Below are 12,990 nucleotides of genomic sequence, written 5' to 3'. Positions count from 1 at the left end.
AGTCCGTCATTCCGGGGCGATGCGTAGCATCGAACCCGCAATCTCGAGGTTCCGGGTTCGGTGCCTTTGCACCGCCCCGGAACGACTGAGGCTACTCCACCATCTTCCGCAGCTCCGCCTTCGCCACCTTCTCCAGGGTCGAGCGCGGCATGTCGTCGACGAGCCTGATCTCGCGCGGCACCTTGAAGTCGGCAAGGCCCTTGCGGCAGGCCGCCATCACGCGGTCCTGCAGATCAGGCGGCGCATCCGCGACGCCGCCATGCGGGATGATGAAGACGACGGGCACCTCATCCAGCATCGGATGCTTCTTCGCCACCACCGCGGCCTCGCGCACGCCCGATACAATTGCGATGACCTGCTCGATCTCGGAGGCCGCGACGTTCTCGCCGCCGACCTTCAGCATGTCCTTGGCGCGGTCGCCGAACTTGATGAAGCCGTTGTCCAGCCGCGTGACGCGATCGCCGGTGAGGAAGAAGCCGTGCTCGTCAAAGCTCTCGCGTGTCGCCTTCTCGTTGTGAAGATATTCGGCGAACAGCGACAGGCCCGGGATTCCCTTGATCGCGAGATTGCCGGTGTCGCCGACCGCGGTCCGCCGGCCGTCATCGTCGGTGACGCGGATCTGATACTCGGGCGCGGCACGGCCGATCGACATCGGGATGTTTGGCTGATCGACCTCGCCGATGATGCCGTGGGTGATGGTCTCGGTCATGCCCCACCAGCCGATGATCTTGACGCCGAATGCGGCAAACGGCGGGGGCTCGTTCACCGCCGTGCCCCACAGGCGGAATTTGTGATCCCGCGGGATCTCCTGCTCGAGCAGCGCCTTCATGCAGAACGGAATGGTCGAGGTCCAGGTCGAGCCGAGCTCGCCCGCAACGTTCCAGAACCGGCTTGCGGAGAAGCGCGGCTGGATCACGCAGGTCGCCCCGACCCACAGCGTCGCCAGCATGGAATAGGCCAACGCATTGGTGTGGAACAGCGGCAGATAGGTCTGGTGCACGTCGCTTGCGTGAAGGTCCTCATGCGCAGCATTGATCTTGGCGCCCCACAGCGCGTTGGCGTGGGTCCACAGCACGGCCTTCGGCCGCGAGGTCGTGCCTGACGTGTACTGCACGCTGCATGGCGCGAGCGGATCGGTCTCGCGCTTCGGCCGATCGGCGCTGTCCGCGAAAAGTGACTTGAAACTGTCGCCGCGCGAGACGACCTGTGCCGGCGCGGCGCCCGCATCGTGCGAAATCACCGCCATCCAGCTGAGGTTGCGGCAGTTCTGCGCGACGACTTCCGCATAGGCCGGCTGCGTGATCGCGGCGACCGCACCGCAATGATTGGAGAAATACTCCATCTCCGCCGGCGCCGAACGCGTGTTGGTGGTGACGGCGATGGCCCCGAGTTCAACGCAGGCAAACCAGGCCAGCAGCGCTTCGATGCAATTGTCCAGGTGAATGAGCACGTACTCGCCCGGCTTTACGCCCCGCTTCGCGAGCCCCGCGGCGAGTGCGCCGACCCGCTCGTGAAACTCGCCATAGCTCCAGTGTCGCGCCGGCGCATCGAACGGCGCCCAGATCAGGAACGGGTGGTCACGCCGCACTTCGGCGCGCATCCTCAGCAGCCAGGGTACGTCGAGCCCGTCGAACGGGCCCACGATACCGGCTGCGGTTTGTTGGATAGCCATGTGTCCTCCCGTGCGGCCTGCATCCTGATGGCGGCCGCTTATGGATTATTGCGTCTTCCTGCCATTGGACGGCGCGGGGCGCAAATGGAGGCGTCAATCCTCGTACGACGAAATTTCGATCAGGCTGCCATCCGGATCCCGGCAATAGACCGAGCGCAGCGTGCCGCGGGCGCCCTGCCTTGGAACGGGGCCTTCCTCGATTGCGACGCCGTGGGCCTTTAGATGCGCCACCACCTCGTCGGGCGTTGAGGAGGTGAGAAAGCATAGGTCCTCGCTGCCGGCAGTCTGGTGGTCGGCCGTGAACCACTCCACCTTGTCGGCGTCACGCGGCCGCACGTTGATCTTCTGCTGGCCAAATTGAAGCGAGGTCCGCGGCGCTTTGCCGCCACCGGGGTCGAATACCTTGACTTCCATCCCGAGGATCTTGCGATACCACTCGGCGGTCGCAGCGACGTCGACAACGTTGATGACGAGGTGATCGAGGGCCTGAACCTTCACCGGCATGCCTTATCCTTTCGTCACCGAGGACCTTGCGGACTTTCCGCAGCAGATGGGCTTTGTTACAACGCCGCCGACGCAGCTTTCAAGATATCAGGCTTCAAGAACAACACTGGGAGAACCCTTGAGATGATCACTCGCCGTACCGCGTTGGGCCTGCTCGCCGCGACTCCGCTTGCAGCCAGCCCGCTGTCGAAGGCTCTTGCAGCGGATTATCCGTCCCGACCGGTGAAGTTCGTGGTGGGTTATCCGCCCGGCGGCGCCACCGACATTTTGGCGCGGCTGATCGGCCAGCGCCTGTCGGAGCGGCTCGGCCAGCAATTCGTGGTCGAGAACAAGCCGGGTGCCGGCAACAATATCGGAACCGAATCCGTCGTGAACGCCGAACCCGACGGCTACACGGTGCTGCTGGTCAATCCGGCGAATTACATCAACGCGACGCTCTACGCCAATCTCAAATTCAACTTCATTCGTGACATCGCGCCGATCGCCGCGTTCCAGCGCGTGCCGAACGTGATGACCGTCAACAAGGATGTGCCGGCCAAAACCGTTGCCGAGTTCATCGAGTATGTGAAGGCTAATCCCGGCAAGGTGAACATGGCTTCGTCAGGCAATGGCACCTCGGTGCATCTGTCGGGCGAGATGTTCATGGCGATGACCGGCTGCAAGATGCAGCACGTGCCCTATCGCGGCGCCGCGCCCGCGATCACCGACATGCTCGGCGGCCAGGTGCAGGTGATCTTCGACAACATGCCCTCGATCATCCAGCATATCCGCTCCGGCTCGCTGCGTGCGCTCGGCGTGACCACGGCGCAGCGCTCGCCGCAACTGCCTGATGTGCCTGCGATCGGCGAGACCGTGAAGGACTACGAGGCGAGCGCGCTGTTCGGCATGGGCGCACCGAAGAACATGCCCAAGGACCTGATCGCCAAGCTCAACAACGAGGTCAACACGCTCATGAAGGAGCCCGAGATGACCAAGCGCCTGGTCGAGCTCGGCGGCGATCCGCTGGTGGAGACGCCAGAGGCGTTCGGCAAGGACATCGAGGCCGAGACCGCCAAGTGGAAAAAGGTCGTCGAGTTCGCCGGCCTCAAGGTCGAGTAGCAGTCTCGTGATCGACACCACGAATGAAGCCCCGCCGAAAGGCGGGGCTTTTTTCTTGCGTGGTTCCCGATTGACAGGAGGGCCTCCGCGCCTATACTAAACCTTATGGTTAAGTATAAAGACGAGGCACTCGATCGCACCTTTGCGGCGCTGTCCGATCCGACGCGGCGGGCGTTGCTGGCGCGGCTTGTCGAGAACGAAAATCTGTCGGTAAGCGAGCTGGCGGCGCCGTTTCCGGTCTCGCTGCCGGCGATCATGAAGCATCTCGACGTGCTCACCGACGCGGGCCTGATCGTGCGCGAAAAGACCGGGCGCACCGTGTCCTGCCGGCTCACCGCGCAGCCGATGGAGCAGGCGATGAACTGGCTCAATCGCTACGCACAGTTCTGGTCCGAGAGCTTCGACCGACTTGCCGCCTTTGTGGAGGACAAACCATGGTCAACGCAGTCGCCAATGCAGCCGAACGGGCAGATGAAGGTCCAAGCCTCACGCTCACGCGCCGGCTCCGCGCGCGGCCGGAAAAAGTCTTCGCCGCCTGGACGCAAGCCGAACAACTAGTTCAATGGTTCGGGCCGCCGAACATGAAGCCGGCGACGCTGAACGCCGAGCTCGACGTTCGCGCCGGCGGTCGCTACCGCATCTCGTTCACCCGCGACGACGGTGAATATTTCGAAGCCGGGGGGATCTATCGCGAGGTCGTGCCGCATGAGCGGCTGGTTTTCACCTGGGCCTGGCACTCGACGCCGGAGCGCGAATCGCTGGTGACGATCACGTTGAAGCCCGACAACATCGGCACGTTGATGATCTTCCATCATGCCCAGTTCTTCGACGAGACCGCGCGCGACAACCACCAGCGCGGCTGGAGTTCATTCTTTAATAAGCTCGATAGCTTCGTCGCCTGATCCCTGTCAGAGGAGGATATTATGCAGCAACATCAGATCGTCTCGCGCGAGCAATGGGTCGCAGCCCGCAAAGCCCATCTGACGCATGAGAAGGAATTTTCGCAGGCCCGCGAACGTCTGGCCGAGGAGCGCCGGGCCTTGCCCTGGGTGAAGGTCGACAAGAGTTATGTATTCGACGGGCCGAACGGCAAGGTGACGCTTGGCGATCTCTTCAAGGGGCGTCCGCAGCTCGTGGTCCAGCACGTGATGTTTGCGCCGGATTGGGAAGCCGCTTGCAAGAGCTGTTCGTTCTGGGTGGATGGCTTCGAGCGCATGGTGCCGCATTTGGTGGCGCGCGACACCACCATGGTCGCTATCTCGCTGGCACCTAGCGCAAAACTCGAGGCCTTCAAGAAGCGCATGGGCTGGACCTTCGACTGGGTCTCATCAGGCAACAGCGACTTCAATTACGATTACGAGGTCTCGTTCACGCGCGAGCAGATCGACCAGGGCGTGCCGAAATACAATTTCGGCACCACGCCGTTCTATGGCCCGGAGCTACCCGGCATCAGCGTGTTCTTTCGCAACGAGGCCGGCGAGATCTTTCACACCTATTCCTGCTTTGCCCGCGGCCTCGACATGATGAACGCGGCTTACCAATATCTCGACCTCACTCCGCTCGGGCGTCACGAGGAAGGCCTGCCCTATCCGATGGACTGGGTGCGTTTGCGCGACCAGTATGAGCCGCAGGCGAAAGGCGCGTGCTGTCACGGGTGAGGGCGATATTCGGTCTACACCAAAGGTGTCATCGCCCGGCTCGACCGGGCGATCTAGTACACCGAGACGGGAGTGACTGAAATCGAGAAGCCGCGGCGTACTGGATTCCCCGCTTTCGCGGGGAATGACAGCGAAGGGCGGCGTGGCGGTGTGCTTCAATCCGTCCTAGCTACTTCTTCGCGTCGGCCTCTTCCGCACCTTTGCACGAGATCAACATCGTGTAAGCCCGCGCGTTGCCGGCGATCTCGGGGGTCTTGAGCTCGCCCTTCGGTTCGGCCGTCTGGTACGGCACCACCGAATTATCGAGGAAGTCGCGCAGCGCGCCGGTCTTGATGGCGAAGTTGATGTTCTCAGGAATATCGCCGGTCAGCGCTGCAATGCGCAATCCGGGGATCTTCCCGGTGACAACGCCCACGATCTGGCCGCTGGTGTCGAACAACGGGCCGCCGCTGTTGCCGGGCTGCACCGGAGCGCTGATTTGCAGGAAACGCGTGTCGTTGCGCATGCCGCTGAGCGAGCCCACGATCCCGGTCGTCACGGTGAAGTCCGACGTCAGCAGGCCATGATAGGGAAAGCCGATGGCCACGACGGAATCGCCGGAGTGGAAGGAGCGATCGCGAATCCGGGCAAAGTCCTTGAATGTCGCCGTTGACGTGGGCTGCAACAAAGCCAGATCGTTGTTCGCATCGGCAGACACGACGCGCAACACCATCGCGGCTTCACCGGTGAGATTGCCCTTGAGCTCTGTGCAACCGTCGATCACGTGGTTGTTGGTGACGATGTGCCCGCTGGCGCTCACCACAAAGCCGGTGCCAAAGCCGCCGCTAGTCCTGGTCCCTTTGCCCGATTTGCTGGCTGGCGGCTGACCTTGCTTCTCTGCCGTGGCTGCCGGCTTCGCCGCGCCTTTGGTGAAGTCACCGGCCTTGTCGAGCCCATCGGCTTTCACCCTGGTCACGCAATTGGCCAATGCGGCGATCACCGGCCCGGTCGACCTTAGGTCGAAGTTCAGAACAACGTGGCCGGCCGTCGCCACCATCAAGCTCGCCTTCTGAAATGTACGCACGACGTTGAGCGGCATGACGGCCGTGAGCATGTCGGGCCGGTACGCCGTGGCGAACAGCCTGGCTTGGTCCTTACCGTCAAAGGTCACGTCGATTGCGGCGTTCTCGCCCTTGTTGAAGTGATAGCTGGGACTTGCAAAGGCGAGCGACCATATGCCGGCGGCATTCTGGCTCACGACGAGGATGACGCCGTTCGCGTAAGGCGCCGTCGCGGCACAATGGGAGAAGGCGCCCGTCTCGTCGTTGCTGAAGGCGCCGCCGACCCAGCCGCCGACATTGGCGGTGCCAAATGGTCCCTTCGCGTGCGCTGTCCCAACAAGACACACCTGCAGCAGAGCTGCAGCGACGAACGACCTTAACCTCATGACTTCCCCCAGGGCACCTTGGCGGCATCTTAGCTGGGCCGACGGCCGAGACGCAACCGGCAGTTGTCCGCGGGCGCCACGCCCCGGGCGGTCGACTTCCGGCTTGCCTTTACTTTGTAACGCGGTATACTTTGCAATACAAAGTGACTGGGCAAGCCGGTCCGTGAGCGTGGGTGGAGCGGAGTTTTGGCATTGCCGATGCGCGATCTCGACAAGGCACTGGCCGACATCGTGGCGATCCGCAGCCAGATTGCGGCCGGTACGGCGTTCCGCGGTTACGGCCCGGCGACGATGGCTGCGACCGGCGCCGTCGCGCTTGTCACCGCCATCCTGCAATTCTGGTTGATCGGCGATCCCACGAGCGAGCCGCTCGGCTTCTTTCTCGGCTGGTTCGCGGCGGCGACGCTGTCCGGCCTGATGATCTGGACCGAGATGCGTGCGCGTTCGCGTCGTCATCATTCCGGCCTCGCCGACGCGATGATTCATCAGGCGATCGAGCAGTTCCTGCCCGCGGGCGTCGCCGGCGTCCTGCTTGCGGTCGTGATGTGGAAGTTCGCTTCCGAGGCGCTGTGGCTGCTGCCGGGGCTGTGGCAGATCCTGGTGTCGCTCGGCATTTTCGCCTCCGTTCGCTCGCTGCCGCGCAGCGTGGCGTTCGCCGGAGCCTGGTACTTCATGTCCGGCTTCGCCGTGGTCGTGCTGGCGAGCCGGACTCACATGTTGTCGCCATGGACGATGGGGCTGCCTTTCGTGATCGGCCAGTCGGTGATGGCGGCCATTCTGTATTTCGCGTCCGGAGACAATGATGTCGAAGACTGACAGCGCGCCTTTTTCTTACGAAGGCCTCGACCGTGTGATCCACGAGAAGGCGAGACTCGGGCTGCTGACGTCGCTGATGGCTCACCCGAAGGGACTTGCGTTCGCCGATCTGAAGCAGCTCTGCGGTCTCACCGACGGCAATCTCAGCCGGCACCTCGCCGTGCTCCAGGACGCCGGCCTCGTCGAGGTGACCAAGGGTTATGAAGGCAATCGCCCGCACACGACCTGCCGTCTGACCAAGAGCGGCCGCCGGCGCTTCCTCGATTATCTCGCCGTGCTCGAACGCCTCGTGCGCGACGCCGCCAAGGCCGCCGGCCGCGAGGCGCCACCGCTCGGCCGTCTCGGCATTCTCCCGACCTGATCGTCCCCCTTTTTTGACTGGAGACTTTGCGATGCAAAGTGACGTCACGTCCCACAACGAGAAGCTTCATGTCGGCATCATCATGGACGGCAACGGGCGATGGGCGACCCGGCGCGGCCTGTCGCGCGTCCGCGGCCACGAGGCCGGCGTCGAGACGATCCGCCGCATCGTCGAGGCCGCGCCCAAGCAGGGCATCGGCACGCTGACGCTCTATGCGTTCTCGACCGACAATTGGCGCCGGCCCAAGGCCGAGGTCGCAGCACTGATGACGCTGCTGCGCTTCTATCTCGCCATTGAAGTGCAGAGCCTGGTGAAAAACGGCGTGCGGCTCAACGTGATCGGCCGTCGCGATCGCCTGCCTGATGGTATCGCCAGCGCCATCGCGCGCGCTGAGGACGCCACCGCAAACGGCAGCACGCTGCATCTGCGGATCGCGGTCGACTATTCGGCGCGCGAGGCCATCCTCAACGCCGCGGCCAAGGCGGCCGCGCTGACCAGCCTCACTCGCGAAGCCTTCTCGCAACTCGTCACCGGCGAGGCCGGCTTGCGCGACGTCGATCTCATCATCCGCACCTCTGGCGAAAAGCGGTTGTCGGACTTCCTGCTCTGGGAGGGCGCCTATGCCGAGCTGCATTTCACAGAGCGGATGTGGCCCGAATTCGACGCGGGCGATCTCGCCGCGGCGTTGGCCTCCTTCCACGGCCGCGAACGCCGCTTCGGTGGCCTCCAGGCCATCATGCCCGAGGAGGTGCCGTCGCTCTCGCGGGCGTAAGGCTGGCTAGGTCGCATGACAGCGGCCCGTGTGTGACGCCTGGCACAGGGCAACGGCAGTTCGTTTCCGACCGCAAGATTGGCGGTCGTGTCCAAGCGGCAGGAGCGCGGCCTCGGTTAAGTGTTCGGTCATTGCAACCTGCCGAGGCCTCGCGCATGTCACAGCTATTTTCAGATACCGTTGTCGGGTCGAACCAAACGAAGGGCACTGTCTGCATCAGAGCCGCCAATGCGTGTGACGTGGAAAGTCTCTCGATCTATTTCACGGGTCTTTCCACGACAAGCCGTAACAAGCGCTTCATGGGCGCGCGAGCCGACGTCGCATTGCTTGCGGCTGAATGCGTCGCCAAGGTCAGCCATCCCGATCACTTCACCCTGCTCGCCGAACTCAGGCAGGAGGAGGGCCAGAGCACGATCATCGGCGAAACGCGATACGCCTACGATGCGGCTGCGCGGTACGGTGATTTCGCCATCTCCGTTGCCGACGTGTTTCAGCGCAAAGGCGTCGGCCTGCAAATGATGAATGCGATGGAACGGCATGCGAGCGATCGCGGTCACGAGGTGATTGCGGCGGAGACTGCGCGGGCGAACGCCGAGATGCGCGGCCTCGCAAAAAAGGCCGGCTTCGAAGATACCGGGCTCGGCGACTGGCAGTCGGTCCACCTCGCCAAGCGCCTGGCGCGATAGCCTTCCGCGCGTTGCCGGGTGGCACGGATCGTGCTCTAGTATCGCCTGACATCCCCAGCAATGGGAGCTTTTGGCGATGCGCGCAGTTCTGGATCATTGCACCGGCGGCACCGAGCGGCAGGTTCCGGCCGGCACGACTGTCATCAGCGAGGGCGGCGCCAGCAGCGGTCACCTTTACGTCTTGATGCAGGGCAGGCTCGATGTGCTCAAGAGCGACATGGTGGTCGCCACCATCGCCGAGCCCGGCGCGGTGTTCGGCGAGATGTCCGTGCTGCTCGGGTTGCCACATACGGCAACGGTGCGCGCCAGCTCGGATTCGGTGATTTACGAGTTCGAAGATGCAGCGTCGTTCCTCGTCCAGCGGCCGGAGGTGGCGCTGATGCTCGCGCGCACGCTGGCGCAGCGGCTCAACGTCGCCAACACTTATCTCGCCGATCTCAAGCGGCAATATGCCGGCCACGGCACGCATCTCGCCATGGTCGGTGAGGTGCTCCAGAGCATGATCAACCTGCCGCCGCTCGAGGTCTCGCCAGGCTCGGATCGGCAATCCGACCCAAGGATGTGAGCCAGTCCGGCGGCTCCTCGATGTAAGACGCGGGCCGTTTCAGCGGCGCGTCGAGATCGATCCATTGCGTCTCACCTGCCGCCAGCCAGAACGCCTTGTCGGCATCGAGATCCAGCACGATATGCGTCGGCGGTCGTCCCGGTTGTTTTCCTGCGTTGAACACCCAGGTCTGGCCCAGCCGATCGAACCAGGAGCCGTCCCTGATGAAGGGCGATTGATGCACATGGCCGGAAATGACCATCGATGGCTGATACTGCATGACCCACTGCACCAACTCGACATCACCGAAGAAGCGCTTGCCGCCCCAGCTTGTCGGCGAATTGGCCGGCGGCGCGTGATGCGCCCAGATCCAGCGTCGTGGATGGTTGAGCGAGGCGTCGCGCAGCTGGTCGGCGATGCGCTGCTTGACCAGCGGCCCGTCCCACCATGGGCACACCGTGAAGAGCGTGTCGCCGATGGTCAGATTGTCGCCGTCGCAAGCGATGCCAAGTTCGCGCACCTCAGAGATCCAGCGCGAGATCTTCTCGCCCTCCGCATTGCGCTCGTCGAGATCGTGATTGCCGGAGCAAAGGATCACGCGGGTCTGCGCCGCGATCAGTGCGAGGTACTTCTTCACCACCACGATCTGCGCGCGGAAATCCACCATCGAGCCGATGTCCAGCGCATCGCCCGCGAAGATCACCAGATCGAATTGCGGCGCGGCGCTGACCAGCCAGTCGAGCTGCGGCAGCGAGTAGTGCAGATCGGCCACGACCAGGCAGCGCATTGAGAGTCCGTCGGTAAGAGAATGAAAATATCCGCGAATTCCAAAATCTTGTGAAGCAAGAAGTAGACCAGCATCGCTGTCGCCGATCCAGGCAAGCAGGAAGCATGCTGCGGCGGCCGGCGGCGCGCAAGCGCAGGTCCGGTTTGCGGGTCTGGACCCGATCGCGGAATTCTGCTGTCGTAGCGTGCCTTCAACCCCGGGTGATCGCATGCCCTCCTTCAAGTCCATTCGCGCCCGCGCCGAGAAGCGCAAAGGTGGGCCCAAGGCGCTCGAAAAGCTGATGCCCGACAAGCCGGACTTGAAGCGTCTGGCAAAACTCGGCGACGACCGCATCCTTGCCGAGATGACGAAGCGAGTGTTTTGCGCCGGCTTTGCCTGGAGCGTGATCGACGCGAAATGGGACGGCTTTGAAGACGCCTTTCTGCGCTTCCAGCCGGCCAAGCTCAGCTTTCAGCCGGAAGATTTTTGGGAAGGCCTGCTGCGTGATGCGCGGATCGTGCGCAACGGCGCCAAGATCATGTCGGTGCGCGACAATGCCGCTTTCGTCCAGGAGATTGCCAAGGAGCACGGCAGCTTCGGCAAGTTTCTGGCCAAATGGCCGCCGTCCAACGAGATCGGCTTGCTCGATCTCCTGGCCAAGCGCGGCAGCCGGTTAGGCGGCAACACCGGCCAGATGCTGCTGCGCTTCGTCGGCTGGGACGGTTTCGTCACATCGAAGGACGTGGTCGCCTGCCTGCGTGATGCCGGCCTCGACATCGCCGAAGAGGTCAAGTCCAAGGGCGATCTCGCCAAGGTGCAGGCGCAGTTCAATGCCTGGGCGGAGGAGACGGGCCTGCCCTACACCCATCTGTCGCGCATCTGCGCGCTTTCGGTCGGCGAGAATAGAAGCGAGTAGCAGGCGGTTGGCGTCCTGCCGCCTCGAACCGTGGACACCGTGTGGCGATCCCGCGCCATTGGTGCGGCAGATGCAACGCGCGATCACGAAATGCATCGTGCAGGAACATTTGTGCGCAGCACCCGTTCGGAAGCTTGAGCCAGGCGATACACGGGAACACGCGCTCCGGCCAAAACCTGGTTCAAGCCACGAAACTCGAACGATAGAACGGAGCAGCTCATGAAGCTCACGTCCGAACAGGTGAAGCAGACCATCAACCAGCTCGGCGCCCAGGTGCTGCCCGACGAGCATCCCGCCATGCCCCAGCTCAACAGCATGTTCGGCGAACACACGTTCTTCGTCGACGAGATGGGCTTGAAGGTCCTCGAGCCGACGCCGTCGCTCAATGCGGAACGACAGACAGGTGAAGTCGTCAGCCTCGCCGACTGGAGCGATGCCGATCTGACGCGGCTGATGGCGCACGAGCCCGAGCCGACCGGCGTGATCGTCGTGTTCGAGCATGTGAGGCACTGACACGGGACACACAAGCAGCCACCCTTCGCGGTGCCGAAGGGTGGTTGGAGACGGGTGGTCGGATCAGGCGTATGATTTATCGCTGATAGATCCGGTCGCCGTCATCACGACGTCGGACAGGACGCTGCCGGGACGGGCGGCGTCGACCCGCTCGTGATGGTCGGGACGAAGTTCGTCTGGCGCGGGTACAGATAGTAGCTGTCGCTGAGCATGACGGTGCCGCTGATCGTGTAGCCGAGATTCGGCGTGTAGGCATAAGTTGCCTCACCGAGGATGAGCCCGCTGTTGGTCGGCACTCCGGTCAGGGATGTCGGCAGGTTGACGGTGGTCCCGGCGGTTCTTGCGGTGCCGTTAAGCGACTGGCTCCAGATCACTTTGGCCGTAACGTGGTCGCCGGTCGGCTGCACCTCCGTGAGGGTCACGACCGCCTTGGTGATGTCGTACGGGGAGAGGACTTTCGACGAGGCGCTGAGAATGCCGGTGACATCGCTGGTGGTCACGCACTTATTCTGCGACAGGATGTCGGCAATGGTGTGTACCGTGGCCGTGACCTTGACGTTGATCGAGAGGGCGTTGCCGAGTTCGACGCCGCCCATGCACAGCAGCAGCATGAACGGCAGCACGATGGCAAACTCGATGGCTGCCACGGCATCTTCGTTGGCTCGAAACCGCCTCAGGCGCACGGGCAAGCGGGTCATTGATAGGGCTCATTCTGGAAAGCGGCGGTCGCCGTGATCTGACGATTGCCGTTCGGCAGGTTTGCCAGGGTGAAGCCGAGCGGCCCCCCGAAGACCGGCCATTGGTAGATTACCTCCAGGACGACCTTGTCTGAAGGACCGCCCGGACTGTAGGGCCAGTTGTTGGAGACAGTGCCGTCGGCATTGAACGTCAATGTCGGTGAAGCCGCGCTCATCGCCGACCAGCTGCTCCCGGACTGGAGGCTGATCATCAGATTGCTGCAGTTGAAGATGATGCGGACCTGCGAGCAGACCAGGGTCGAAAACTGCGTCTGCGTCATCCCGGCCGTCTGCACTTGTCCGGTCATGACCTGCCGGGCGGACTGCTGCACGACCTGCTGAAGCAATTGCTGGCCGAAGAAAACCAGGAAGATCTGGATAATTCCGACCAGCAACGCGATGAATATCGGCGCGACCAAGGCGAACTCGACGGCGTTCGCGCCGTTCTCGTCGTTGCGGAACGCCGCGAGCGTCTTGTGAAGGCGTCGCTTTCCGGATACCGCTCGCAGCTCGGGCATGAC

At 63.2% G+C, this 12,990-nt stretch carries 16 protein-coding genes and 1 pseudogene; 11 read left to right on the top strand and 6 right to left on the bottom strand.

What is annotated here, in order from left to right; genetic code table 11:
- Positions 1-91 precede the first annotated feature (91 nt).
- Positions 92-1,672, bottom strand: coding sequence for an AMP-binding protein (locus tag L6639_RS08015; RefSeq protein ID WP_237860534.1), 1,581 nt, complete (start codon positions 1,670-1,672; stop codon positions 92-94).
- 93 nt (positions 1,673-1,765) lie between these two features.
- Complete coding sequence (locus tag L6639_RS08010; RefSeq protein ID WP_237860532.1) at positions 1,766-2,176, bottom strand: VOC family protein; 411 nt, start codon at positions 2,174-2,176, stop codon at positions 1,766-1,768.
- Between the two features lie 123 nt (positions 2,177-2,299).
- Here L6639_RS08010 and L6639_RS08005 point away from each other — a divergent pair, with 123 nt between their 5' ends.
- From L6639_RS08005 to L6639_RS07990, 4 genes and pseudogenes are all read left to right on the top strand, one after another.
- Positions 2,300-3,274, top strand: coding sequence for a Bug family tripartite tricarboxylate transporter substrate binding protein (locus L6639_RS08005; protein ID WP_237860529.1), 975 nt, complete (start codon positions 2,300-2,302; stop codon positions 3,272-3,274).
- Between the two features lie 105 nt (positions 3,275-3,379).
- Complete coding sequence (locus tag L6639_RS08000; protein ID WP_237860527.1) at positions 3,380-3,832, top strand: ArsR/SmtB family transcription factor; 453 nt, start codon at positions 3,380-3,382, stop codon at positions 3,830-3,832.
- 11 nt (positions 3,833-3,843) lie between these two features.
- Positions 3,844-4,176: pseudogene (locus tag L6639_RS07995) on the top strand (SRPBCC family protein); the annotation flags it as partial.
- Positions 4,177-4,197: 21 nt separating this feature from the next.
- Positions 4,198-4,932, top strand: a complete 735-nt coding sequence (locus tag L6639_RS07990) for a DUF899 domain-containing protein (protein WP_237860525.1) — start codon at positions 4,198-4,200, stop codon at positions 4,930-4,932.
- A gap of 169 nt (positions 4,933-5,101) precedes the next feature.
- Here the strand turns inward: L6639_RS07990 and L6639_RS07985 are convergent, their stop codons facing one another.
- Entirely contained in the window at positions 5,102-6,358 is a 1,257-nt protein-coding gene (locus tag L6639_RS07985) for a S1C family serine protease (protein ID WP_237860523.1), read from the bottom strand.
- Positions 6,359-6,556: 198 nt separating this feature from the next.
- Here L6639_RS07985 and L6639_RS07980 point away from each other — a divergent pair, with 198 nt between their 5' ends.
- From L6639_RS07980 to L6639_RS07960, 5 genes are all read left to right on the top strand, one after another.
- Positions 6,557-7,174 carry a hypothetical protein gene (locus tag L6639_RS07980; RefSeq protein ID WP_237861307.1) on the top strand — a complete coding sequence of 206 codons (618 nt, stop codon included), beginning with the start codon at positions 6,557-6,559 and terminating at the stop codon, positions 7,172-7,174.
- Entirely contained in the window at positions 7,161-7,535 is a 375-nt protein-coding gene (locus L6639_RS07975; protein WP_237860520.1) for a transcriptional regulator, read from the top strand. Before L6639_RS07980 ends, L6639_RS07975 begins: the two co-directional genes overlap by 14 nt.
- 31 nt (positions 7,536-7,566) lie before the next feature.
- Positions 7,567-8,307, top strand: coding sequence for a di-trans,poly-cis-decaprenylcistransferase (locus L6639_RS07970; protein WP_237860517.1), 741 nt, complete (start codon positions 7,567-7,569; stop codon positions 8,305-8,307).
- 155 nt (positions 8,308-8,462) lie between these two features.
- Complete coding sequence (locus L6639_RS07965; RefSeq protein WP_237860515.1) at positions 8,463-8,993, top strand: GNAT family N-acetyltransferase; 531 nt, start codon at positions 8,463-8,465, stop codon at positions 8,991-8,993.
- A gap of 76 nt (positions 8,994-9,069) precedes the next feature.
- Positions 9,070-9,558 carry a Crp/Fnr family transcriptional regulator gene (locus L6639_RS07960; protein WP_237860513.1) on the top strand — a complete coding sequence of 163 codons (489 nt, stop codon included), beginning with the start codon at positions 9,070-9,072 and terminating at the stop codon, positions 9,556-9,558.
- On the opposite strand, the gene L6639_RS07955 is transcribed toward L6639_RS07960, so the two are convergent.
- Complete coding sequence (locus L6639_RS07955; protein ID WP_237860511.1) at positions 9,497-10,324, bottom strand: metallophosphoesterase family protein; 828 nt, start codon at positions 10,322-10,324, stop codon at positions 9,497-9,499. The two genes, L6639_RS07960 and L6639_RS07955, sit on opposite strands and share 62 nt — an antisense overlap.
- A gap of 208 nt (positions 10,325-10,532) precedes the next feature.
- Here L6639_RS07955 and L6639_RS07950 point away from each other — a divergent pair, with 208 nt between their 5' ends.
- Together L6639_RS07950 and L6639_RS07945 are read left to right on the top strand one after the other, a co-directional pair.
- Positions 10,533-11,219, top strand: coding sequence for a DNA-3-methyladenine glycosylase I (locus tag L6639_RS07950; RefSeq protein WP_237860510.1), 687 nt, complete (start codon positions 10,533-10,535; stop codon positions 11,217-11,219).
- 219 nt (positions 11,220-11,438) lie between these two features.
- Entirely contained in the window at positions 11,439-11,732 is a 294-nt protein-coding gene (locus tag L6639_RS07945; protein ID WP_237860509.1) for a hypothetical protein, read from the top strand.
- Between the two features lie 104 nt (positions 11,733-11,836).
- Here the strand turns inward: L6639_RS07945 and L6639_RS07940 are convergent, their stop codons facing one another.
- Positions 11,837-12,430, bottom strand: coding sequence for a TadE/TadG family type IV pilus assembly protein (locus tag L6639_RS07940; protein ID WP_237860505.1), 594 nt, complete (start codon positions 12,428-12,430; stop codon positions 11,837-11,839).
- A complete protein-coding gene (locus tag L6639_RS07935) occupies positions 12,427-12,987 on the bottom strand; it encodes a TadE/TadG family type IV pilus assembly protein (RefSeq protein WP_237860504.1) in 561 nt (186 codons plus the stop codon). The genes L6639_RS07940 and L6639_RS07935 overlap by 4 nt, the downstream gene beginning before the upstream one ends.
- Positions 12,988-12,990 lie beyond the last annotated feature (3 nt).

It is taken from the genome of Bradyrhizobium zhengyangense (assembly GCF_022012555.1).
GTDB lineage: Bacteria > Pseudomonadota > Alphaproteobacteria > Rhizobiales > Xanthobacteraceae > Bradyrhizobium > Bradyrhizobium zhengyangense.
Note: the sequence above shows the minus strand (reverse complement) of the source record. Positions and strands in the feature narration are given on the sequence as shown.